The organism is Pseudarthrobacter enclensis (assembly GCF_001457025.1).
GTDB classification, from domain to species: domain Bacteria; phylum Actinomycetota; class Actinomycetes; order Actinomycetales; family Micrococcaceae; genus Arthrobacter; species Arthrobacter enclensis.
In genome coordinates this window covers 52,405-73,379 of the sequence record NZ_KQ758603.1, presented here as the reverse complement: position 1 = coordinate 73,379, position 20,975 = coordinate 52,405, and the positions used below count along the sequence as shown (strand labels likewise).

General features: G+C 66.3%; 18 protein-coding genes and 2 pseudogenes. 12 read left to right on the top strand and 8 right to left on the bottom strand.

Annotated elements, in window-relative coordinates; translation table 11 throughout:
* The first annotated feature begins 35 nt into the window (after positions 1 to 35).
* From pdxA to AS031_RS12765, 4 genes are all read left to right on the top strand, one after another.
* Complete coding sequence (pdxA, locus tag AS031_RS12775; RefSeq protein ID WP_058268546.1) at positions 36 to 2,423, top strand: 4-hydroxythreonine-4-phosphate dehydrogenase PdxA; 2,388 nt, start codon at positions 36 to 38, stop codon at positions 2,421 to 2,423.
* 76 nt (positions 2,424 to 2,499) lie between these two features.
* Positions 2,500 to 3,273 (top strand): DeoR/GlpR family DNA-binding transcription regulator, encoded by a 774-nt coding sequence (locus AS031_RS12770; protein WP_058268545.1) that lies wholly within the window; start codon positions 2,500 to 2,502, stop codon positions 3,271 to 3,273.
* A 182-nt stretch (positions 3,274 to 3,455) separates the two neighbouring features.
* On the top strand, positions 3,456 to 3,959 hold the full coding sequence (locus AS031_RS19835) for a hypothetical protein (protein ID WP_141688836.1): 504 nt from the start codon (positions 3,456 to 3,458) through the stop codon (positions 3,957 to 3,959).
* A gap of 182 nt (positions 3,960 to 4,141) precedes the next feature.
* Positions 4,142 to 4,444, top strand: a complete 303-nt coding sequence (locus tag AS031_RS12765) for a YciI-like protein (protein ID WP_045730291.1) — start codon at positions 4,142 to 4,144, stop codon at positions 4,442 to 4,444.
* Positions 4,445 to 4,935: 491 nt separating this feature from the next.
* Here the strand turns inward: AS031_RS12765 and AS031_RS12760 are convergent, their stop codons facing one another.
* Positions 4,936 to 5,415: a nucleoside deaminase gene (locus tag AS031_RS12760; RefSeq protein WP_058268544.1), complete on the bottom strand. Its 480-nt coding sequence runs from the start codon at positions 5,413 to 5,415 to the stop codon at positions 4,936 to 4,938.
* 189 nt (positions 5,416 to 5,604) lie between these two features.
* Here AS031_RS12760 and AS031_RS12755 point away from each other — a divergent pair, with 189 nt between their 5' ends.
* From AS031_RS12755 to AS031_RS12745, 3 genes are all read left to right on the top strand, one after another.
* Positions 5,605 to 6,180, top strand: a complete 576-nt coding sequence (locus tag AS031_RS12755) for an HNH endonuclease (RefSeq protein ID WP_058268543.1) — start codon at positions 5,605 to 5,607, stop codon at positions 6,178 to 6,180.
* Between the two features lie 129 nt (positions 6,181 to 6,309).
* Positions 6,310 to 7,092: a GntR family transcriptional regulator gene (locus AS031_RS12750; protein WP_058268542.1), complete on the top strand. Its 783-nt coding sequence runs from the start codon at positions 6,310 to 6,312 to the stop codon at positions 7,090 to 7,092.
* Positions 7,093 to 7,311: 219 nt separating this feature from the next.
* Positions 7,312 to 8,532: an MFS transporter gene (locus tag AS031_RS12745; RefSeq protein WP_058268754.1), complete on the top strand. Its 1,221-nt coding sequence runs from the start codon at positions 7,312 to 7,314 to the stop codon at positions 8,530 to 8,532.
* A 140-nt stretch (positions 8,533 to 8,672) separates the two neighbouring features.
* Here the strand turns inward: AS031_RS12745 and AS031_RS12740 are convergent, their stop codons facing one another.
* Positions 8,673 to 9,473 (bottom strand): IclR family transcriptional regulator, encoded by an 801-nt coding sequence (locus AS031_RS12740; protein WP_058268541.1) that lies wholly within the window; start codon positions 9,471 to 9,473, stop codon positions 8,673 to 8,675.
* A gap of 172 nt (positions 9,474 to 9,645) precedes the next feature.
* Here AS031_RS12740 and AS031_RS12735 point away from each other — a divergent pair, with 172 nt between their 5' ends.
* On the top strand, positions 9,646 to 10,464 hold the full coding sequence (locus tag AS031_RS12735) for a maleate cis-trans isomerase family protein (RefSeq protein ID WP_058268540.1): 819 nt from the start codon (positions 9,646 to 9,648) through the stop codon (positions 10,462 to 10,464).
* 12 nt (positions 10,465 to 10,476) lie between these two features.
* On the top strand, positions 10,477 to 11,838 hold the full coding sequence (locus AS031_RS12730; protein ID WP_058268539.1) for an SLC13 family permease: 1,362 nt from the start codon (positions 10,477 to 10,479) through the stop codon (positions 11,836 to 11,838).
* A 96-nt stretch (positions 11,839 to 11,934) separates the two neighbouring features.
* On the opposite strand, the gene AS031_RS12725 is transcribed toward AS031_RS12730, so the two are convergent.
* A complete protein-coding gene (locus tag AS031_RS12725) occupies positions 11,935 to 12,555 on the bottom strand; it encodes a flavin reductase family protein (RefSeq protein ID WP_058268538.1) in 621 nt (206 codons plus the stop codon).
* 42 nt (positions 12,556 to 12,597) lie between these two features.
* On the opposite strand from AS031_RS12725, the gene AS031_RS12720 reads away from it, so the two are divergent.
* Positions 12,598 to 13,356 (top strand): haloacid dehalogenase type II, encoded by a 759-nt coding sequence (locus tag AS031_RS12720; RefSeq protein WP_058268537.1) that lies wholly within the window; start codon positions 12,598 to 12,600, stop codon positions 13,354 to 13,356.
* Here AS031_RS12720 and AS031_RS12715 read toward each other — a convergent pair.
* Genes AS031_RS12715 through AS031_RS12700 form a run of 4 tightly spaced genes read right to left on the bottom strand, consistent with a single transcriptional unit; the run spans position 13,353 to position 17,152 of the window.
* Positions 13,353 to 13,853: an SRPBCC family protein gene (locus tag AS031_RS12715; protein WP_058268536.1), complete on the bottom strand. Its 501-nt coding sequence runs from the start codon at positions 13,851 to 13,853 to the stop codon at positions 13,353 to 13,355. The two genes, AS031_RS12720 and AS031_RS12715, sit on opposite strands and share 4 nt — an antisense overlap.
* Positions 13,854 to 13,891: 38 nt before the next feature.
* Positions 13,892 to 14,629, bottom strand: coding sequence for a mycothiol-dependent nitroreductase Rv2466c family protein (locus AS031_RS12710; protein ID WP_218918361.1), 738 nt, complete (start codon positions 14,627 to 14,629; stop codon positions 13,892 to 13,894).
* Positions 14,630 to 14,684: 55 nt separating this feature from the next.
* The gene (locus AS031_RS12705; protein ID WP_058268534.1) at positions 14,685 to 15,677 is read right to left on the bottom strand and encodes a nucleoside hydrolase; all 993 of its coding nucleotides are present in this window, start codon (positions 15,675 to 15,677) and stop codon (positions 14,685 to 14,687) included.
* A gap of 29 nt (positions 15,678 to 15,706) precedes the next feature.
* Entirely contained in the window at positions 15,707 to 17,152 is a 1,446-nt protein-coding gene (locus AS031_RS12700; RefSeq protein ID WP_058268533.1) for an MFS transporter, read from the bottom strand.
* 43 nt (positions 17,153 to 17,195) lie between these two features.
* Here AS031_RS12700 and AS031_RS12695 point away from each other — a divergent pair.
* Positions 17,196 to 18,063: pseudogene (locus AS031_RS12695) on the top strand (ribokinase).
* A pseudogene (locus AS031_RS12690) lies at positions 18,060 to 18,573 on the top strand (GNAT family N-acetyltransferase). Before AS031_RS12695 ends, AS031_RS12690 begins: the two co-directional pseudogenes overlap by 4 nt.
* A 522-nt stretch (positions 18,574 to 19,095) precedes the next feature.
* Here the strand turns inward: AS031_RS12690 and AS031_RS19535 are convergent.
* Positions 19,096 to 20,325, bottom strand: a complete 1,230-nt coding sequence (locus AS031_RS19535; RefSeq protein WP_141688835.1) for a restriction endonuclease — start codon at positions 20,323 to 20,325, stop codon at positions 19,096 to 19,098.
* Between the last annotated feature and the right edge of the window lie 650 nt (positions 20,326 to 20,975).

Genomic DNA, 20,975 nt, shown 5'->3' with positions numbered 1-20,975 from the left:
GCACACCAGCCGACTATCGAACCGAGAGGAGCAACGTGGCTTCCGTATTTGTGCAGGCCGACGATTTCTCCGGGGCCGCCGAGGTCGGCTACTGCTTTGTAGGGCACGGCCTCACCGCGCAGGTCCTGCTCACCCCGGGTCCTGCACACACCGGGCAAACGCACGACGGCGGCACCTCCTTTGCGGGGACCGTCGCCGGCACCACCGCCGCCGATGCGGTGGTGGCTGACACCCACTCCCGCGGGCTGTCACCTGCGGATGCCGAGGCACGGGTCAAGGACGCCTTCTCCGGCCCCGAAGCCTCTGCCGCGCAGGTGCTGTTCAAGAAGATGGACTCCCTGTGGCGCGGCAACATCAGCGCCGAGACCGCCGCGCTGGCGGCCCTCGGCTACCACGTTGTGGTTGCGGGGGCACTCCCCCAGCTGCAGCGCACAGTGCGCGCCGGCCGTCCCTTTGTTGCCGGCTCTCCCCTGGCGGAGGCGGATTTGTGGCAGGCGGAGGCTTCGGCCCCGCCGGCCGATATTCCGTCGCTGCTCCGCCCGGAAGAACCGGAGTCGGTGCACTCCCTGGGCCTGGACGCGGTGCGGTCAAGCAGAGTGCCGTCCCTCCTGGACCAGATGCTGGACGGCCGGCCCGCGCTGGTGGTGGCTGATGGTGAAACCACGGCGGACCTGGAGCAGGTGGTGGATGCCCTGCTGGAGCTCGGCTTCACCGCTGGCGGCCGCCGCATCGTGCTGGTGGGAACCGGCGGAGCGGCTGATGTGCTGGCGGAACGGCTGGGTGCGCATTCTGCGCGGAATGCGCAGAGTGTGGCAGCGGCGGACGCAACCACCGCCGAACCGCAGGAAGCCGAACGGCCGGTGCTCGCCGTCGTCGGCTCCGCATCCGGAACGGCGCAAAAGCAGCTGGCCCGCCTCGAAGCCGAAGGCTTCCGGGTGGTCCGGCTGCACCCGCTGTATGCCGGCGCCAAGGACGCCTACGCTCCCCAACTGGCCCAGGTTTCAGCAGATTTGAGGGCAGGGCACCGCGTAGCCATCACACTGGCCGCCGCAAAAGTGGACCCGTCTGGCTCTGCACGCATCGTGCAGGCCCTGTCCGCGTTCGCGGCCCAGGCTGCAAAGGTGACCCCCACTGACCTGATCCTTACCGGCGGTGAGACGGCCCGGGAAGTCCTGGACGCCGTCGGCCGCTCCAGCCTGGTGCCGCTCGCGGCGGTGCAGCACGGGGCCGTGCTGAGCCGCGCCGACGACGGGACGCTGGTGGGCACCAAGCCCGGCAGCTTCGGCGACGACCTGGCCCTCCTGCAGCTGTATGACGAAATCCGGGAGCGCCGGTCCGCGCCGGCTCCCGCCAACACCCTTCCCCGCAAGACTTCCGAAGAATTTGGAGCAACAATGACTGACTCAGCAACCAAGAACCAGCCACTCCCCTACGTGGCCGTGACCATGGGCGACGGCGCCGGCATCGGCCCGGAGGTGATCGTCCCGGCGGTGCTGGATGCGGGCATCCTGGCCGAGTGCCGTCCCGTGGTGGTGGGCGATGCGCTGCGCCTGCGGCAGGCGGCGGAGACCCTGGGCGTCGAGGTGGACATCCAGGCCGTCCAGGACGTGGAGGACGCCGTGTTCACGCCGGGCCGGGTGAACGTGATTGACCTGGCGCTGCTGCCGGAGGACTTGGCCTGGGGCCAGCTCTCCCCTGTGGCCGGGCACGCCGCGTACGAGTACATCCGGGTGGCCAGCGAGCTGGCGATGGCCGGGAAGGTGCAGGCCATCTGCACCGCGCCGCTGAACAAGGAGGCGCTGCACGCCGCCGGGCACATCTACCCCGGGCACACCGAGCTGCTGGCGCACCTGACGGGCACGGAGGAGGTGTCCATGATGCTGTCCACGCCGAAGATCCGGGTGATCCACGTGACCACGCACATCGGGCTGATGGACGCGATCCGGAAGATCAACCCGGACCTGGTGGAGCGCACCATCCGCCGCGGCCATGAGGCGCTGGTCCGGGCGGGCATCCCCAACCCGAAGATCGGCGTGTGCGCCATCAACCCGCACGCGGGCGAGAACGGCCTGTTCGGCCAGGGTGAGGAAGCGGAGAAGATCGAGCCCGGCGTGAAGGCTGCGCAGGCGGACGGGATCAACGCGGTGGGGCCGCTGCCGGCGGACACGCTGTTCTTCCTGGCCGGCCGCGGCGATTACGACCTGGTGGTGGCCATGTACCACGACCAGGGGCACGGGCCGGTGAAGGTGCTGGGCATCGAGGCCGGCGTGAACATCACCGTGGGCCTGCCGGTCATCCGCACGTCCGTGGACCACGGCACCGCGTTCGACATCGCCGGCAAGAACATCGCCGATTCCCGGTCCATGGTGGAGGCACTGCACCAGGCTGCGGAGATGGCCACCCGTCCGGCCGTGGCCGTGTAGGTCACCGGTTTGCTTGGGGGCCGGAACTAGCATGGGTAGCACTGCCACCGCCATGCCCACGGGAAGGAGACCGGGAATGCTCAGCGCAAACGCGCGGCGCGAGGAGATCTACCACCTTGCCGTGACCACCGGCCTGGCCTCCGTGGAGGAGCTCTCCGCCAAGTTCGAGGTGACGGCGTCCACCATCCGCCGTGACCTTGCGTTGCTGAATTCGCAGGGCCGGCTGGCCCGGACGTATGGCGGGGCGATGGCCATGGGCGCGCACCCGGAGGCGTCGCTGCGGCAGCGCACGGGCGAGGCGTTCGAGCAAAAGCATGCGATCGCCCGGTGGGCGGCGTCCGTGATCCAGCCCGGGGAGAACATCCTGCTCGACGCCGGCTCCACAGCGGGTGCACTGGCGCACGAGCTGCGCGGGTTCGGCCCGTTGTCCGTGACCACGCCCGGCATCAACACGCTGCAGGAGCTGGCCGACTCCGAGGGTATCGAGGTGGACTGCCTGGGCGGCCGGCTCCGGGGTGTTTCGCAGAGTTTCGTGGGGCCGCTGGCCGAGGCGGCGCTGGAGCGGATGAGCTTCGACCGGGTGTTCCTGGGCGCCGACGCCGTCACCGCCGAGGACGGCATCTGCGAGGCCGACCACGCCCAGACCCGGCTCAAGGAACTCATGGCCCGGCGGGGCCGGTCAGTTTACGTGTTGGCGGATTCCTCCAAGTTGGGGCTGCGGCCTTTCCACGCGTGGGCGCGGCTGGCGTTGCCGTGGACCCTAGTGACGGACGACGGCGCCGACCCGGCCCAGGTGCAGAAGTTCCGGGACGCGGGGGTTGCCGTTGAGGTGGCGGCGGTAACTCCGTAGCTTTTGGGAGTGCGGGCTACCACTTTAGGATTGCTACGCGCGTAACCCCCAATTCCTCAATGTGAGTAACGATTACTCGTGATAGCGGGTAGAAGCCGTACATAAACTCCAAGTCCTTGCAGTCAGGGACTTGTCCCGTTTTCCTGGGGGAATTTACACCGAAGCTACGACGGAGTACTTCAATGAAAAGCTGGCTCACTCGCATCGTCATGCCCATTTCCCTCGCGGCATCCGCCGCGCTCACCGCAACAGCAGTTCCGGCTGTCGCCGCACCGCCCGTTCCCAATCCAACGCAATCCTTCGTCCTTGAGGACATATTTGGAAACGACTGCCCGGGCTTTAATGTCACGGCCTCGCTGACCGGCAAATTCAAAGAGATCGTTCTTAAGGACGGCCGGAAAATCCAGATAGCTCCCGCAACTACCATCACTCTGTCAGCCAATGGCAAGACTCTAAGCTATGTGATTACCGGGGCTACCCACATACAGGCCCCGCAAAACGGGGTTGAAGAAGTCGTGTCCAGGGGACGGAACTTGCTGATTGTTCCGAATGTTCCAGGCCTGCATGCTGAGGGTCTTTACCTCACTATCGGCAACGTCAATTACGCCCGGACCGTTAGCGGAGGGGAAGTCAGATTCTTCTCCGGACCGGGCAAAGCCACCAACGTCTGCGACCTGCTCAAATAGGTTTCCAGCAAAGAACCGCGGGGCCGCTTTCGGGTATCCGTATGCGGCCCCGCGGTTCTTTGCTGCGGTTCGGGACGGGTGCCCCGTTGCCAGTGTTTGGGGCGGTGACTGAAAAGTACATATCAGTGGGTACCCTGCTTCTATCGACCGAAACGAATGCCCTGAACGATTTGGAGACGCCCATGCACGCCGTACTCGAATACACCTATGCGGATGACTACCTGGAGAGCCGTGAAAAGTATCGGGCTATCCATCTCAAGGCTGCGTGGGAGGCAGTCGAGCGCGGTGAGCTTCTACTGGGTGGGGCCGTTGGTGAAGGCCCCTTTAGCGGACTGCTGGTTTTCACAGGAGAGAACCCGGTGGAGGCGGCAAAAGCCTTTGCAGCCGCAGACCCTTATGTCAACGGCGGCGTCGTGACGTCGTGGACAGTCCGCCCGTGGACGACAGTGGTGGGAAACGAGGCCGCTACGCCTGTCCGGCCGTAGGGCGAGTCTCCTCATGCTGACAGGCCTATGCCGAGAATGATGATGGAGCCTACGTGAAGCCGCACCTCCGACGATGACGGCCTCACCGGAGTCACGGACGCCTACTGAAGACGTTCTTGCCAGGGCGGTTGAAGACTGGGTCTCACCGTCCGACGTAGTCAACGTCTGTCTTTTGCGCTCGCACTGCAGAAGTCCCGAAGACGCTCGGGACTTGGCCCTTGGGCTGCTGACGCGCATGATCGCAACAGGCCTCCTGGTGCCAGGAGACATCGACGGTACGGTTCACCGGCCATGGGATCTTCCACCCGGGAGCGCAATCGTGCGCATCGCCATGGAATGGAGCTCGATGAAAGACCCCATCATGGTCTTGCCTGGTGACATCGTTTGGCTGGACGCATCGCGAGAAGGACAACTCATAGGGGAAGCGGTGCTGCGCCGGGAATCCGGGTAGGCCAGCAGGACCTGACTGCCGCCCAGCACAAAGTGAGCAGCTACTCGGCGATGTCCTCCGCCCACAGCTCCGGGTGCTTGTCCTGGAACGCGGCCATCATGTCCACGCAGCGCTGGTCATCCACGACCACCACCTCAACGCCGCGTGACCGGAGAAGGTCCAGCTCGCCGTCGAACGTGCGGGCCTCCCCCACCACCACGCGGGGGATCTTGAACTGGATGATGGTCCCCGTGCACATCGCACACGGGGCGAGGGTGGTGTAGAGCGTGGTGTCCCGGTAGGTCTTCTGCCGGCCCGCGGCACGGAGCGCGGACATTTCCCCGTGCGCGATCGGGTCGGCGTTCTGGACCCGTTCGTTATGGCCGCTGGCAAACACCTCGCCGCCCCTGGCAATGGCAGCGCCGATCGGGATGCCACCTTCGGCCAGGCTCTTCTGCGCGGCCTGGTAGGCGGCCTCGAACGCGGCGACGTCTGCGCCGTCCAGTCCCGACACGGCGGAGTCAATCTGCTCGTGGGTCATGGCGCCATTGTTGCACGCCGCCGCGCCAGGCTTCGGCATCACGGGCGCACTGCCTGGCAATACATTCACACGCGGATACTCGGTAAAAACTGAGCTAAACCTGGGACAGTTGCCACCCGAGGCCCCCTACGATTCCCTGGACACCACAAGGGCGCAGATCCTTGGATCAACTGAAAATTGGGGGGATCGATGCCGGAACTCGGCCGTATCTACTGGACCCGGCAAGGCCTTCGCGTGGCCTACGTGGCGGTGCTGCTGTGGCTCGCCTTTTCCGTGTTGGCGGCGTTGATGGCAAAAGGCGCGCCGGTTGGCGGGGCGGGGATAGCCGTCGTCGCTGACGTGTTTCAGGGCATTCTCGGCAGGGTCGGCCCCGCAGCAGCACTTCCGGGCGCAGCTGCAGTGGTCCTGGCAGTCACCGCAGCGATCGTCACCGCCCGGGATGTCCGCCGCCGCGACCCGGTCCGCCGCTTCACCCGCCAGCAGCGCCGCGACGGGATGGCCCGCGCCGGCGGCCGCTGCGAACTGGAAGCCGGTTTCGGGCGCCGCTGCGGCCGCCCCGCCGAGCATGGCGACCACTTCTACCCGTGGTCCAAGGGCGGTTCCACCAGTCTGCAGAACTTTGTCGCCGCCTGCGCCAGGTGCAACCGCGCCAAGCGTGCCCGGGTCCCGTCCCCTGGCCAGCAGCGCCGGATGGAACGACGACGGCGGGAGTACCTGCCGCCGTCGTCCTCCGTCCGCGTGGGCGAACGGCAGCCGCTGCCCTAAGCGGGGCGTCCGGCGCCTTGGCCGTTCAGCAGAGCCTGGTCAACCCGGCGATTGCAGCTTGTCCAACAAACACATCAGACGCTGAAGTAGGCTGGAATCCCCGGACCAACCACAAAAGCGAGGCATAACGTGCACCAGGACGCCGCCCGGTTCCTGTCCCAGCCGGTGGCCGCCCAGCCGGGCTCGCCGCTGCGCGTGGCGGTGTACTCGCGCATCGCCGAGGCCATCCGCAACGGCCTGCTCACCCCCGGCTCCATGATCCCCACCGAAACCGAGCTGGGCGCGGACATGAAGGTCAGCCGCACCGTGGTCCGCGAAGCGCTGATGCTCCTCGAGGAGGACGGCCTGATCCGGGCCCGCCGCGGCGTGGGCCGGTTCGTCTCTGACACCCTCCCCCGCATCGGCATCGAGCGCATCCGGCCCTTCGAGGAAGTCCTCGCCGGGCCCAGGCAGACCCTCGAGGTCAAACGCACCCAGGCCATCCGCCAGGCCGCGTCCGAATTCGTCGCCCCGGGTATCGGCGTCGAGCCCGGTGCCGAATGCTGGCTGTGGGAGTCCGTCCTCATCCGCGACGGCGAGGCCATCGCCCACCTGCAGGAAAACGTGACCGCCGGGCCGGTCAGCTTCGGCAAGGGCCCGGCGTCGGACGTTGAAGTCAAGGACGACGGCGGCGCCACCCTGCTTGCCGCGCTCAACACCCAGCTGGGCCGGCTGGCGGGACCGGGCGAATGCCAGATCAGCCTCAGCCAGGTGGGACCCAGCCGCGCCAAGGTGCTGGACCTCCGGCCATCGGACCCGGTCCTGGTGCTGACGCAGTATGTCCGGCACGGCAACCGGCCCTTCTACCTGGCCAAATGCCTGGTGTCCGCCCGTGCCGGGCACCTCTCGGTGATGCAGCAGTTCCAGTCCTGATCGGGCCCCAACCCCATTAGTGCCCGCCCCCTGAATCCTGGGCGTGAGCGGCCACCCCGGTACCCGCCAACCGCGCTCGTTCGTATAGCGAACCGAAGTGCGTTAAGTGAACTATCGGAGTATCCTCTTCACCGGAACAAATGTCGTGCATCACTTCCCCACGTGATGCAGCTCTCGGTCGGCAGCGTTCCCGGTTCTTTTCTGATCAATGAGGATTACATGACAACTTCCCCCTCCTCCCGCGTATCGCGTTGGCCCGTCTGGCTCTGCTGGCTGGCCATGGTCCTGGACGGCTTCGACCTGGTGGTGCTCGGCACCGTCATCCCCACACTCATCAAAACCGGCGAGCTCGGCTTCGACGCCGTCGGCGCCACCCTGGTGGCCACCATCTCCCTCGTCGGCGTCGGCGCGGGGGCGCTGTTCATCGCCCCGCTCTCGGACCGCTTTGGGCGCCGCAAACTGATGGTTGCCTGCGTGCTCTGGTTCTCCGTCTTCACCCTCGCGGTGGCGTGGGCACCCAACGTGGCCGTGTTCGGCGTCTTCCGCTTCCTGGCCGGAGTCGGCTTGGGCGCCTGCCTTCCGGTGGCCCTGGCCTACATGAACGACTACGCCAAGGCAGGATCCGCCGGCAAGTCCACCACACGCACCATGACCGGCTACCACGTCGGCGCGGTGGCAACAGCCTTCCTGGCCCTGCTGGTTATCCCGGACTGGCGCATCATGTTCGTGGTCGGCGGCATCGCGGGCCTCGTCCTGGCGCCGTTCCTGTGGTTCAAGCTGCCGGAAACCCTGCCGGCTGCGGAGACTGCCCGGACGCAGGAGCAGACCGGATTCCGGGACCTGGCCAGGAAGCCGTACCCGCTGGTGGCCGTGGCGATCGCCGCCGCGTCCTTCATGGGGCTGCTGCTGGTCTACGGCCTGAACACCTGGCTCCCCCAGCTCATGGCCTCCGCCGGCTACCCCGTCAGCGCGGGCCTCTCGCTGCTTTTGGTGCTGAACCTCGGCGCCGTCGCCGGCCTCATCATCGCCGGAATCCTGGCCGACAAGCACGGCACCAAACCCATCGTGCTGCTCTGGTTCGGCCTTTCCGCGGCGTGCCTTGCCCTGCTGAGCATCAAGGTTGACAACGCGTTCCTGCTCAACGCCCTGGTCTTCGTCACCGGCGTCTTCGTGTTCAGCGCCCAGGTGCTGGTCTACGCCTGGGTCAGCCAGCTCTTCCCGGCCCGGCTGCGCGCAACCGCCCTCGGCTTCGCCGCCGGCGTGGGCCGCGTCGGTGCCATCGCCGGACCCGCGGTGACCGGCGGTCTCGTGGCGGCCGGCATCGCCTACCCGTGGGGCTTCTACGCCTTCGCGGCAGCAGGCGCCCTCGCGGTGCTCGCCCTCGTGGCGGTCCCGCATGCCATTGCCGCCGCGCGGACGGCCGAGGAACAGGTCAGCTGAACCTGCGCTGCTAAAGCGAGTGCCGGCGTCGTGCTTTGAAAGAAAAGCACGACGCCGGCACTCGGCTTTTTAAGCCTCGGCGGACATTCGTCCCGCAGCCCCGGGAGGCCTTCCGCAGACCACTCCGCCCGCGGCCACTCCTACCCTGCCGCGTCCACTCCGGCGGCCTGGCTGCTGTCATATCCCAAGGCACGGCTGGCTTCCAGCCCCGCACGGGCAACCACCGGCCCCAGCCGTCTAACGTCGGCGGGCCCGATCCGCTGGGTGGGGAAACCGAGCCCCACGGCGCAGGCAAGCCGCCCCGCGTGGTCGAACACCGGCGCGCTGATGGAACCCACATCCTGGTTGCGTTCCCCGAAAGCTGCGAAATACCCCTGCTCGCGGGCAACAGCCGCCTGCTCCCGGAGGGTCTCAACGGATACCGGTGTATCCGGCGTAAAACCTACAAGCCCATGCTCGTCCAAGGCATCCCAGGCGCCGGGGTCAAAGGCCAGGAAGATCTTGCCGGGAGCGCCTGCGTGGAGCGGCATGACCATGCCCACCATAAACGGCCGCATCACCACATGCCGCGTCTCGGCCACCGCAACGATCGTGCGGAAGGCCCCGTCCCGGACGTACAGGCAGGCTGTTTCGCCGGTCTCGTCCCGCAGCTGCTGCAGGACCGGCTTGACCAGCCGCACCACGTCCAGTCCGAACGTTCCCGGGGTAGCCCAGCGGACCAGCCCGATGCCGATCCGGTACCGGTCGCCGTCGCGGTCAAGGAACCCCTCACGGAGCATGTTCTGGACCAGGCGCTGGCACGTGCTGGACGGCAGGCCGGTCTTGCGGATGATCTGCTGCAGCGTCGGCTCGGGCTCCGCCACCGAGAAACAGTCCAGGATCTCCGCCACCTTGTGCAGGACCAACAGGGGCGAAGCCCCGGCCCCGGCTTCCTTAACCACCGCTCAAAACCTTTCCATCATTTCCGCAAGCAGCCTCCAGCATAATGAGCCGGACACCGGGTCAGCGTGTGATCCATTTGACATCCCGCAGCAGTGACCCACATCATGGGATCAGAACCCACTCTACGGGTTTACCCCCAATGTATCCCCATCACAACGACGTGGAGAATCCATGAGCACCCCCGCCATCACCTGTGAAACCACCCCCGAACCCAAGCGCCCCGGGGCGAGCCGCGTGGGACTGATCGTCCCCAGCTCCAACACCACCATGGAGACCGAACTGCCGGAGCTCTTCCGGCGCCAGGCCGAGGCAACCGGCCACAAGTACACCTTCCACTCCGCCCGCGCCGGCATGAAGAAGGTCACCAAGGAAGAACTCCTGGCCATGGTGGGCAAGGCAGCCCAGTGCGCCGAAGCAGTCTCCGACGCCGACGTGGACGTCATCGCCTACGCCTGCCTGGTGGCCGTCATGGCCCAGGGCCCCGAAGCCCACGAAGGCTCCGAGCAGGTCATCGCGGACGCCGCCGCCGGCAACGGGCACCCCGCCCCGGTCACCAGCAGCGCCGGAGCCCTGGTCCGCACCCTGCAGGAGATCGGCGCCCAGAAGGTCGCCATGATCACCCCCTACATGAAGCCGCTGACCCAGATGGTGGTGGACTACATCGAGGGTTCGGGCATCACGGTGCTGGACGCCATCAGCCTCGAAGTTGCGGACAACCTCGAGGTCGGCTGCCTTGACCCGCAGAACCTGCCCGCACTGGCCCGCAGCCTCAAGCGCGAAGGCGCAGACGCCGTCGTCCTGTCCGCCTGCGTCCAGATGCCGTCACTCGCCGCCGTCCAGGCCGTGGAAGACGAGCTCGGACTCCCGGTCATCACGGCGGCGACGGCCACCACCTACGAGATCCTCAAAGCCCTCGGCCACACCCCCGCCATCACCGGCGCGGGCAGCCTGCTGTCCGGCGCCGGTATCCTCACCCCGGCGAACGCGTAGGCGGTTGGCACCATGTCGCTCTCACTCATCGCGTTCCTGGTGCTGGTGGCCGCCTTCGCGGTCGGTTCCTTCACCAAGATCAACGCCGGACTGCTGGCCACCGTCGCCGCGTTCGGCGTGGGCACCCTCCTGGCCGGCATGTCCGTCAAGGACGTCATCGGACAGTTCCCCGCCGGGCTTTTCTTCATCCTGGTGGGCGCTACCCTGCTGTTCGCGATCGTCCGGATCAACGGCACCATAGACCTGCTGGCCTATTGGGCTGAACGGCTTGCCGGCGACCGGAAGATCCTGGTCCCCATCCTGATGTTCCTGCTGACCGCGGCCCTGGCTTCCGCCGGCGCGTTCACGCCCGCCGCCATCGCCATCGTCGCCCCGGTGGGCCTGGCGCTGGGCATGCGGTTCGGCATCAGCACCCTGGCCATGGGCCTGGTCATCGTCCAGGGCGCCAACGCCGGCGCCTTCTCCCCCGTCAACCCCTTCGGCGTCCTGGGCAACAAGATGCTGGACGGCGCGGGTGCCTCGGACGGCTCCTTCAGGCTCTATGCGTACTGCTTTATCTTCAACGCCATCCTGGCCGTGATCGCCTACGTCCTGGTGCAGGCCATCATGAAGCGCCGCGCAGCCAAGGCAGGCGTGGACACCGACATTAAGAACGACGGCGGCGCTGACGCTCCCGAAGCGGGCGGCGTTTCAGGTTCCGGCGGCGCCGGCACGGCCGTACTCACCGCACCGGCCTCGGTGGCTACCGGAACCCGGACGCGTCCGGAGAAGGTGGCCGCCACCCCGATGCGGATTCTTACTCTGGTGGGCATCGCCTCGCTGCTGGTGCTCACCACCGTCCTGGGACTGGACGTGGGGGTTGCCTCGCTGGTCATCGCCGCGGTGCTGATCGTACTGGACTCCAGCGTGCAGAAGCCGGCGGTGGAAAGCATGCCGTGGTCGGCCATCATCCTGGTCACCGGCATCGTCACCTACGTGGGGATGCTGGAGAAGATGGGTGCCCTGAAGGAGCTCCAGGAAGGCATCGCGGGCCTGGGCAACAGTTCCCTCGCGGCGCTGATTGCCAGCTACGTGGTGGCCATCGTTTCGGCGTTCGCCTCCACCACCGGAACCCTGGGCGTGATCAGCCCGGTGATTGAGCCCATCGCCATGGACCCGCTGCTCACCCCCGTTGGTGTGGTGACGGCCATCGCCATCAGCTCCTCCGTGGTGGACGTCAGCCCCATGTCCACCAGCGGGGCCCTGCTGATGGCGAGCGCCCAACCCAAGGACGAGCGGATGTTCTTCCGCGCCCTGCTGCTGTGGGCCATCGCGATGATCGGTGTGGTGCCGCTCCTGGTCTGGTTCCTGTTCGTCCAGCTGGGGATCGGCTAAGAGTTTTGGCCTGAAAGGGAAAGGGACGTCCTCGCCGGACGTCCCTTTTCCCTTTCCCCGGCAGCGTGGGCAACCGGCAACGCTGGCCGGCTGGCCCTAGGCCTTGGGACGGAAGTGCCCCGGCCAGTCCTTCAGCCGGATCCGCGTCAGGTCCTGGACGTCGCCGAGCGTGCCCCACTCGTCGAGCCCCAGCCGGGCGAGCGGTTCCAGCAGGTCGATCCGGGGATGACTGCCGTCAAGCACGGCATCGCTCACGGCGGCGTGGGTCACTTCGCCGAAGACCAGGGTGGAGTCCCCTATCGGCAGCACTGAATGGAGGCGGCATTCCAGCGCCACCGGTGATTCCTTGACGCGCGGCACGGCCACGGTGAGGCTCGGCTCCCGGGTGAGGCCGGCGGCGTCGAACTCGCTGGTGTCCGGCGGGAAGTTGGTGCCGGTGGCGTTGACCTCTTCCAAAAGTGCGGCCGGGGCCAGGTTGACCACGAACTCCCCGGACGCGGTGATGTTGCGGAGCGAATCCTTCTCGCCCACCGACGTGAACTGCACAATGGGCGGGTTGGTGGAGGCTACCGTGAAGAAGGAGTGCGGGGCCACGTTGTCAACACCGTCCGGAGACACGCTTGAAACCCACGCGATGGGCCGGGGGACCACCACTGCGGTGAGCAGCCGGTAGAAATCGCGGGCGGACGTCGCCGTGGGACTGAAATCAGTTCGCATGCTGCCAGACTAACCGTCGCGGCAGCCAGGAAAGGACACAGCATGAGTTTCCAGCCGTACCGTTCACCCTCCACCGGGCGCCCGGTGCGCGCCGTCCTCTTCGACACCTTCGGCACCGTGGTGGACTGGCGCACCGGCGTCGCCCAGGAGGTGGCAGCCTTTGCCGCGGCGCACGGGCACACGCTCGACGCCGGGGCCTTCGCCGACCGCTGGCGGGCCCTCTACCAGCCGGCCATGGAAGCCATCCGCACCGGAGAGCGCGGCTTCACGAAGCTAGACACGCTCCACCGCGAAAACCTGGACGAAGCGCTGCGCCATTTCGGTATCGACCCGGACCAGGTGTCCAGCGGGATCCTGGCGGAACTCAACAAGTCCTGGCACCGGCTGCCGGCCTGGCCGGACAGCGTGGAGGGCCTGGCGAGCATCCGCCGCCACTACATCGTGGGGCCGCTCTCCAACGGCAACACCTCACTGCTGCTGGACATGGCCAGGAACGCCGGCCTGCCGTGGGATGTGATCATCGGGTCGGACATGACGCGCACCTACAAGCCGTTGCCCGAGGCCTACCTCCGGACAGCGGAGTTCCTGGACCTGGAGCCCGGTGAGGTGATGCTCGCGGCTGCCCACAACAGCGACCTGCACGCTGCCCGGGAAACCGGGCTTGCCACGGCGTTCATCGCACGCCCCACCGAGCACGGCCCCGGCCAGACGGCGGACCTTGCTCCGGAAGGCGACTGGGACCTGGCGGCGTCAAGCATCACGGAGCTGGCGCGAGGGCTCGTGCAGCAGCTCCAGTCCTAGGACCGGACTTGCTGATGTGAGGCGATGGACTCGGCGATCTGCTTGATCGCCGCGAGCGTCACCGGGATTCCGTCCAGCGCCTGCTGGGTGCGATCGGTGATCTGCTCGGGGGCCTTGTCACCAAACTTCTCCTGGAACATGGCTATGCCTCCCGGAAGGAATTCCCACGACTCGGTCAGCGTGGTCCCGGCATCAGCCGGAGCCATGGTGAAGCCCCAGCGGACGAACTTGCCGCCCACCACCCAGGCGAACTCGCGGCCGCGCTCGGCGGCCACCACCTGCGACCGCGTCTCCCAGGTCCGGTGCGGGAGCTCATTACGCCCGGTAAACCAGGCGCCGACTTGGCCGGCGGTGTCCTCGTCGTCCCACCAGCATGCTTTACAGATGGGGCTCCACTCGCCGGTCCGGGTGATGTCGGAGACCAGGCCGTAGACCGTCTCGGCCGATGCCTGGACCGTCACGGACTCCTGGTACTGGCGGGGGCTGCTCTGGTTCATGGGTCCATCCTTGGTGGGGTTCACTTCTTGCTGGGGGGTCACTTCTTCTGCCGCCGACTGCCGCCGTGCCAGTCCTCCTGCCGGCCGGCCGTACCGGCGGCGACTCCAAAGGCGGGCAGCTGCGGCTGCTCTCGCAGGCTCCGCTTCAGCTCGGCGAAACCAGGGAAGCGGGACAGGCCCACCACGTGGTCCCACAGCTCGGCGGCCGACTCTTCGTCCGGCAGTCGGCTGATCACGGGCCCGAAGAAGGCCACGCCGGCGGGCGGCTCGAAGTGGATGATCGGCGTGCCCACGTCCTTGCCCGTCAGGCCCAGCGCTTCGTCAGTCTCCTGCCGGATTTCCCGGTCCCATGACTCGTCGTCGAGGGCTTCCGCCAATGACCGTGGCAGGCCAGCCTCGGCGAGGATCGGCTCCACGAACCCGCGCGTCCCCCGCTGCTCACGCACCTCGTGTTCCGGGCGCAGGTTGGCTGAGTCCGGGGCGGCTTCGAAGATGTGGGTCCCGAATGCCTCATACAGCTCCGCAATCGACTCGCGGCCATGCTCTGCTCGTGCCTTGGCCGCCACGCGCAGAAGACGGAGCCCTGCCGTGTGTCCGGCCTCGTACTCAGGCGGAAAGTGGGCGTCATAGTCAACATTGGCATTGATCTGCCGCAGCGAGATGAACCGCCAGTCCACGCTGTATCCGCTCTGCGCCTGCACCATGCGCACCCATTTGCTGGTCATCCAGGCGAAAGGGCAGACCGGGTCGAAATAGAAGTTGATGTCGGCATCCACCCGCCCAGCCTTGCACCGGTTACGGATGCACGCCCAATCCATTCCGACCCGCGGCCTAAATGGCAGCTGCCCCGGCGAGCTCCGCCGTCGTGCCTTCAAAGTGGCTTAGCAGCGCCTCCACCAGGTGCGGGGCGAATTCCTCCTCCAGCGAGAGCACCACGCGGCACCGCGCGCCGGACACCGGAGGGTACCCCGCGTACAGCCCGCGCATGTCGCATACGGTCTGCCCGCGGCCGGGTCCCTCAGAGGTGTCGACGGCGGCACGCACCACGGGTGCCAGCGCCGGCTTCACGGCACCAACGGCGAGCGCGGCGGCCAGGGGATCGTGCATCGCGGAGCAGGGCCGGCCGTAAATGCCCTCGTAGAACCGGAAGTAGTAGCCCAGCATCTCCCCCAGCGCCCGCGGCACCGGCGCGGACGAGGCCAGCAGCACCTGCCGGTGCGCTTCCTCCAGCACCGACGCCATGGTCACGTCCAGCGGCACCAGGGTCACGTCCCAGTCCGCTGCCAGCACCAGGGCAGCTGCCTCGGGATCGTGCCAGATGTTCGCCTCGGCCACGGGCGTGATGTTCCCGGGCGCCAGCGCGGCCCCGCCCATCACGGTCACCGACTCCACCAATGACGGCAGCGCAGGCTCCAGCCGCAACGCCTCGGCAATGTTGGTCAGCGGCCCGATCGCCACCGCCCGCAACGTACCGGGATACGTACGGGCGAGCCGCACCAGCATCTCCGCCGCGGACTCGGCAGCAACAGAAGCAGCAGAGGGGGCCAGCATAACCTCCCCCACACCGTTCTCCCCGTGCACCCACGGCGACCCGCCGCCAAACGAACCAACCAAAGGATCGTGTGCGCCAACAGCCACCGGCACAGAAGCTGCCCCGGCCAATGAAAGCAGGTCAAGGGTATTCCGGGCGCCAACCGCGGCACTCACGTTCCCGCTGACCGTCCCGATGCCCACCACGGAAGCAAGTGGAGAGGCGAGCAGGTAGGCCAGGGCGAGGGCGTCGTCGATGCCGGTGTCGCAGTCCAGGTAAACGGGGGCAGTCACAATAGGTTCCTTCGCAACAGATAGAGGGGTTAGACGGTCTCGCCCTTGGGGGCGGCGACGAAGAGGCTGACAAGGAACGCGGCGGCGGTGATGCCCACCGAGAACCAGAGGGCGGTCGCGTAGCCTGCAGAGGTACCCAAAGCGGCGAACGGCGCCACGAGCACGACGCCGAGGCTCGCCCCGATCCCGAACGAGGCACCGTTGATGCCGGGCAGCGCCGCAGGGGCCTCCTTCGGCGACAAAAGGACCGAGAGTCCGTTGATGGCGGTCAGGAAGAAGCCGTTGTAGAAAATGCCCAGGCAGGCAACGGCAATGAACACCGCAACAGGCGAAGTGGAAAACGCAGCGGCCACCACGGCACACGCCAGGCTCAGCGACGTCCCCAGCCGCAACGTACGCACCCACCCGCGACGGTCCGCCAGCCACCCCGCCAACGGTGCGGCGAAGACGCCAATCAGCGCGGCGGGGGTGAGGAACAGCAACGCCGAGATGGAGGCGGAAAGCCCGAAGCCGCCGTCGGAATCCTGGCTCAGCAGCACCACGGTGAAGTTGATGACCGCGAAGATGCCGGCCAGGGTGAGGACGGTGGTGGCGATGACCGGCCACACCTGGCGGGAGCGCAGGTGGTGCACGGCGATGAGCGGGTGGCTGCGGCGCTTCTCGATCATCCAGAAGGCGGCGAAGGACAACACGGTGCCGGCCAGCAGGGCCAGGGCGGTGGGCGACGTCCAGCCGGCGGCCGAACCGTCGGACACGAAGTACGTCAGGAACACCAGGAACAGCGAGAGGGAGCCGGCGCCCCACCAGTCCATGGCGCCGCGCACCCCAACAGGCCGGCCGGCGGGCACCAGGCGGAAAATGCAGAGAGCGGCGATGGCAGTAAGGACGAGGACGACGACGAAGATGGACCGGAAGCCGAGGGTCTCGGCCATGAGCCCGCCCACGTAGCCGTCCACACCGCCGATTCCGCCGTTGATGGCGGCGATGATGCCCACGGAGGTGCCGAAGACCTTGGCCTGCAGGTTCTCGCTGAGCACGATGTAGGCGAGCGCGAACACGGCGCTGGAGACGCCCTGCAGGAACCGGCCGGTGACTAGCAACGGCAGGGTGGGCGCGGCGATGCAGAGGATGGTGCCGGCGCCCATGATGCCCAGGACCAGCAGCAGGGCGGCGCGGCGGCCGATGAAGTCGCTCCACCGGCCGATCACGGGCCCGGCGATGGCGCCGGCCAGGAAGAACATGGACTGGACGGGGGCGGCGCTGTCCGCGCTTTCGCCGAAGCTCGCGGCGATCTGCGGCAGCGCGGGGGTGACCATGCTGGCGTTCAGCTGGAAGGACAGCACGCCCAGCAGCAGGGTGGAGATCAGCAGGGCGGCGCGGCGGCCGGAGAGCCTGGCCGCATCGCCGTCGGACAGTACGACGGCGACGCCTCCTTCCGCGGGAGGCGCGGCTGCGGCGGGGGTGGGGGTGTTCACGTCAAACTCCTTTGTTCGAGCAGAAGGATCGTCTTTGGCTCCCATGAACACAACACGTCCTGCCGTCACCGTGGTCGGCAGCATCAACCTCGACCTGATCGCCACCGCCGACCGGCTGCCGACGGCGGGCGAAACGATCGGCGGCGCCGTGCTGTCCGAGCAGCCCGGCGGCAAGGGCGCCAACCAAGCCGCGGCTGCGGCACGGCTCGGCCGCAGCGCCCGGATGGTCGGCGCCGTCGGCAAGGACGCGTCCGGGCAGCGGATGCTCGATGCCCTGGCCGCCGCCGGCGTTGAGACCTCCGACGTGGCGCTTCTCCCCCAGCCCACCGGGACCGCGCTGAACGTGGTGGACCGCGACGGCGAAAACCAGATCGTGGTGTGCCCGGGCGCCAACATGCACCTGTCGCTGGACGGGGTGGAGTTCAGCCCGGAGGAGACGGTGCTGTGCCAGCTGGAGGTGGGCCTGCCTGTTGTGCTCGAGGCCGCCCGAAAGACCTCAGGGTTCTTCGTGCTGAACGCGGCGCCGGCCATGGACCTGCCAGCTGAGCTGCTGGAACGGTGCGACCTGGTGATCGTCAACGAGCGAGTATGCCCTGATCCGCGCCCTTGCCGAGGCGAAGCTGGTGGCGGTGACGTACGGCAAGGACGGTGCGGCGATGTTCGAGCACGGTAGGAAGGTGGCCGAGGCTCCGTCTATTGCGGTGACGGTGGCGAACACTGTGGGTGCGGGCGACGCGTTCTGCGCCGCCTTGGTCCTGGCGCTGCGGAGCGGGCTGGACTAAAAACGGGCTCTGGCCGTTGCAAATGCCGTGGGCGCGGATGCCGTAGGTGATCCGTCGTCACAGCCGGATTTGGCACGGTTGGGCCACTACGTGGAGCGGGCCGCCGTGGCTTCGGGTGCTTCCTCGTGAGTGTCACTCAGCCGTTGACTGTCACCTTCCGGCGGGCACTGCCGGCTGACTTCCCCGAGGTCCGACGCATTACCCGCGACGCCTACCTCAAGGCCGGGCACTTCGCGGCCGACCACCCGTACATGGGTGTGCTGGAGGACGTGGAGCACCGGGCTGAACATGCGCAGGTGTGGGTGGCGGAAGCCGCCGGGAAGGTTGTGGCGGCGGTGACGCTGACGTTCGCCGGCGAGCCGTACAGCGAATTCGCGCAGGACGGGGAGCTGGAGTTCCGGATGCTGGCGGTGGACCCGGCGCACCAGGGCGGCGGCGTGGGCCGGGCGGTGGTGCGCGAGATCGTGGAGCATGCACGGGGTCTGCCCGGCATCGAGGCGATCAGCATCACCAGCGCCACGTTCATGGAGCGAGCCCACGCGGCTTTATGAGTCACTCGGCTTCCGGCGCGCTCCGGAGCGTGACTGGTACGTCCCTGGCGTGGACGTGCTGCTGTGGGTGTTTCGGCTGGAGCTGTAAGGCAAGGAATAGGGCGGCTGAGGCACGGATGGGGCCCCTAAAGTCGCGATAGGTTTCATGACTCCGCTAGTGCTTTCGCGGCGCGGTTCCTCTTACAGCGGGACCGCCAACCACGGCGAAATGCAAGATCCCCGAGTCTTTTATGTTTGACCTACCACGGCTGGTCGCAGGCACGTTCGCACCCAAAAAATGCGACCGCGAAGTAAGAAGTCCGTGGTCTGGTTCTAACCACTTGACAATTGACCCTCCACTTCGGATATAGCCATCATGACCGCTGTACTGCAGATGCCGTGGCGGCGCGCCCCCGGTGGCTCGCTGACCGCGGCAACCAATGCTTCCATAAGTGACCAGCTTGTGCGAACAGCGACGAACTCAAAACCACCACCTCTTGTTTCGTCACACAGCTCTTGGAATGCGGTTTGAAGGTAGGTTAAGCCCTTCAGCTCGCCCGTTTCCGGCATATCATCTAGCGACGGTTGGCCCTAGGGTCTGCGCATCTTTTCATCAGATGCCCGGCCTGGTCTAGTAGAAGTCGTCCAACGATTTGGCTTTCTTACCCAAAACGCGTTGACCCGGATATTCATAGCCAAGTTCACGACAATACACAGCCGCGAGAAGCTCGACGTGGCGAAAGTAGTTGACAATTGACTGCAGAGGCATATCACCGACTTCAGGAGAAGCCCTCAATTTATCCTGCGCAGTCCACAAGTAGCCGAGCGCTCGGAGGACCTTCTGGGCGTCATCCGCAACCTCAATTGCGTACTTTGCCGATGCCTTTGTTCCATAGTTGGCAAGGGCTCGAAGTACTCGTTCCTTGACATCATCCGAGTATTCTGCGACGGCAGCCTCCGGACCGAACTGCCTATCCCCGGACTCATGTATAAGTCCTCTCGCCAAGCTTCCCTTTGGCGAAACCCTGCCGACGGCATCGATGACAAATAATGCAACACCAGAATCCGCGGCCTCCGCTTCCGCGGCGGCCGTGTAGCCGGAAGTCGAATAAAATAAGTGGTTGTGGGTAGTAGGTCGGGCGCCCCTAAGTTGCTGGACTTGTGGAGCGCTTACTGGAACGCCCTGCATCTTGACCTGGGCCACGGCTTCCGGGTGGGTTACGTCAACCCCCTTATCCCTGCCGCGAACTGTAAGTCTTGCCCCGGTAAACCCCAGCCCTATTACGTGAACTAGGGCGACTCGTTCGGCAGCTGACCAGTCTGTGACCAGAAGTGGGTCGCCCTCCGGCGAATCTGCCGCTCGGACAGATGGCGATTGAGAAAGTACAGTTGGGGCTTCTGGCGTGTCTCCCCAATTCGGAAGCCGAAGGATGTCGAAGCCAGCACCATTGCGAATACGTTGAACTATGGATGAGTCGTCAACAAAGACGTTGACATACCCTTTGTCAAGCCCCGTATACCAGCTGACTTCTTCGCGGGAAATCGGCTTCTCCCTGTAAATGGTGCCCTCCGCCGGACCGTCCAGCACCTTGGCAGCTTTTTCACCCTCTGTGACAACAATCCAGCGGCGAAGGGTGCGAGCAGTCAGCCGACCAGACCGCCTCTTCATGCTGGTAGCCTGCTTGTCTTGGTTCCGAGGGAAAATGGCCCCTTCTGCGAATACTTCGACATGGTCGCCATGTGGTATAGCGGCGAGAAGTTGCTTCGCTTCTTTTTCACTCACCTTCAGCGGTCTTTTCGTTTCTAGATACTCGCTCCAAGCCCACGCCGTGCGGGGGTCGTTGGCCAATAAATCGCTCACAGAGAGAGAGTAACTGATTGACTAAGGGCTTTAGGCAACCCAGCATAGTAGCGCTTTCATGCGTACTGCGAAAGCCCCCGGCTTGGCCACCAGAGCAGCCGTTGCCGCGTAGGTTGGCGTGGGAGATATTCGCATGCAAACTTTGGACCGAGCATTGCTAAACCCCCCGCTCCTCACAGCTCCGAGAATGGGCTTCGCCTATGGCCTGTCTGCGACCAACAAATCCCCCGCGCTAAAATCCTGCCCGGCGCGAAGGTCCTACTTGCATCGCGCTGCCTGCCGGCCTGCGCCCGCCTTAGCAGCCCCCAGCTGGCCCGCTCAACGGGTCATGACCGAACCGCCTGCTTCCCCGTACATCTAATGGCACCTCTGGGCCGGCGCCAACGTATCTCGATTAACCCTCTCCTCCGCCTCCGTTCACGGATCCTACAAGTTCAATGACCCTAGGCGGGCGAAGTCGGAGAATGCGTACGGCAAAGCCTTTCCCTAGGAGTTGAGAGACCTCCTCCGGCATCAACTACCGCCACTCCGAGCGGTACTTCATTGGCGCGGGCCCCTCTAAGTGCCGCCTGGTCTCTAACTCCGGACGTACCCGGGATACATCGTCTTGGTGCGACGCAGACCTCCCTCTAGAAGTGGAAATGTCTGGG

Coding starts and splice junctions, on each gene's coding strand:
- AS031_RS12770 (WP_058268545.1), top strand. CDS start 2,500: ATGCTCAGCGCAAACGCGCGGCGCGAGGAGATCTACCACCTTGCCGTG.
- AS031_RS19835 (WP_141688836.1), top strand. CDS start 3,456: ATGAAAAGCTGGCTCACTCGCATCGTCATGCCCATTTCCCTCGCGGCA.
- AS031_RS12765 (WP_045730291.1), top strand. CDS start 4,142: ATGCACGCCGTACTCGAATACACCTATGCGGATGACTACCTGGAGAGC.
- AS031_RS12760 (WP_058268544.1), bottom strand. CDS start 5,415: ATGACCCACGAGCAGATTGACTCCGCCGTGTCGGGACTGGACGGCGCA.
- AS031_RS12755 (WP_058268543.1), top strand. CDS start 5,605: ATGCCGGAACTCGGCCGTATCTACTGGACCCGGCAAGGCCTTCGCGTG.
- AS031_RS12745 (WP_058268754.1), top strand. CDS start 7,312: ATGACAACTTCCCCCTCCTCCCGCGTATCGCGTTGGCCCGTCTGGCTC.
- AS031_RS12735 (WP_058268540.1), top strand. CDS start 9,646: ATGAGCACCCCCGCCATCACCTGTGAAACCACCCCCGAACCCAAGCGC.
- AS031_RS12730 (WP_058268539.1), top strand. CDS start 10,477: ATGTCGCTCTCACTCATCGCGTTCCTGGTGCTGGTGGCCGCCTTCGCG.
- AS031_RS12725 (WP_058268538.1), bottom strand. CDS start 12,555: ATGCGAACTGATTTCAGTCCCACGGCGACGTCCGCCCGCGATTTCTAC.
- AS031_RS12720 (WP_058268537.1), top strand. CDS start 12,598: ATGAGTTTCCAGCCGTACCGTTCACCCTCCACCGGGCGCCCGGTGCGC.
- AS031_RS12715 (WP_058268536.1), bottom strand. CDS start 13,853: ATGAACCAGAGCAGCCCCCGCCAGTACCAGGAGTCCGTGACGGTCCAG.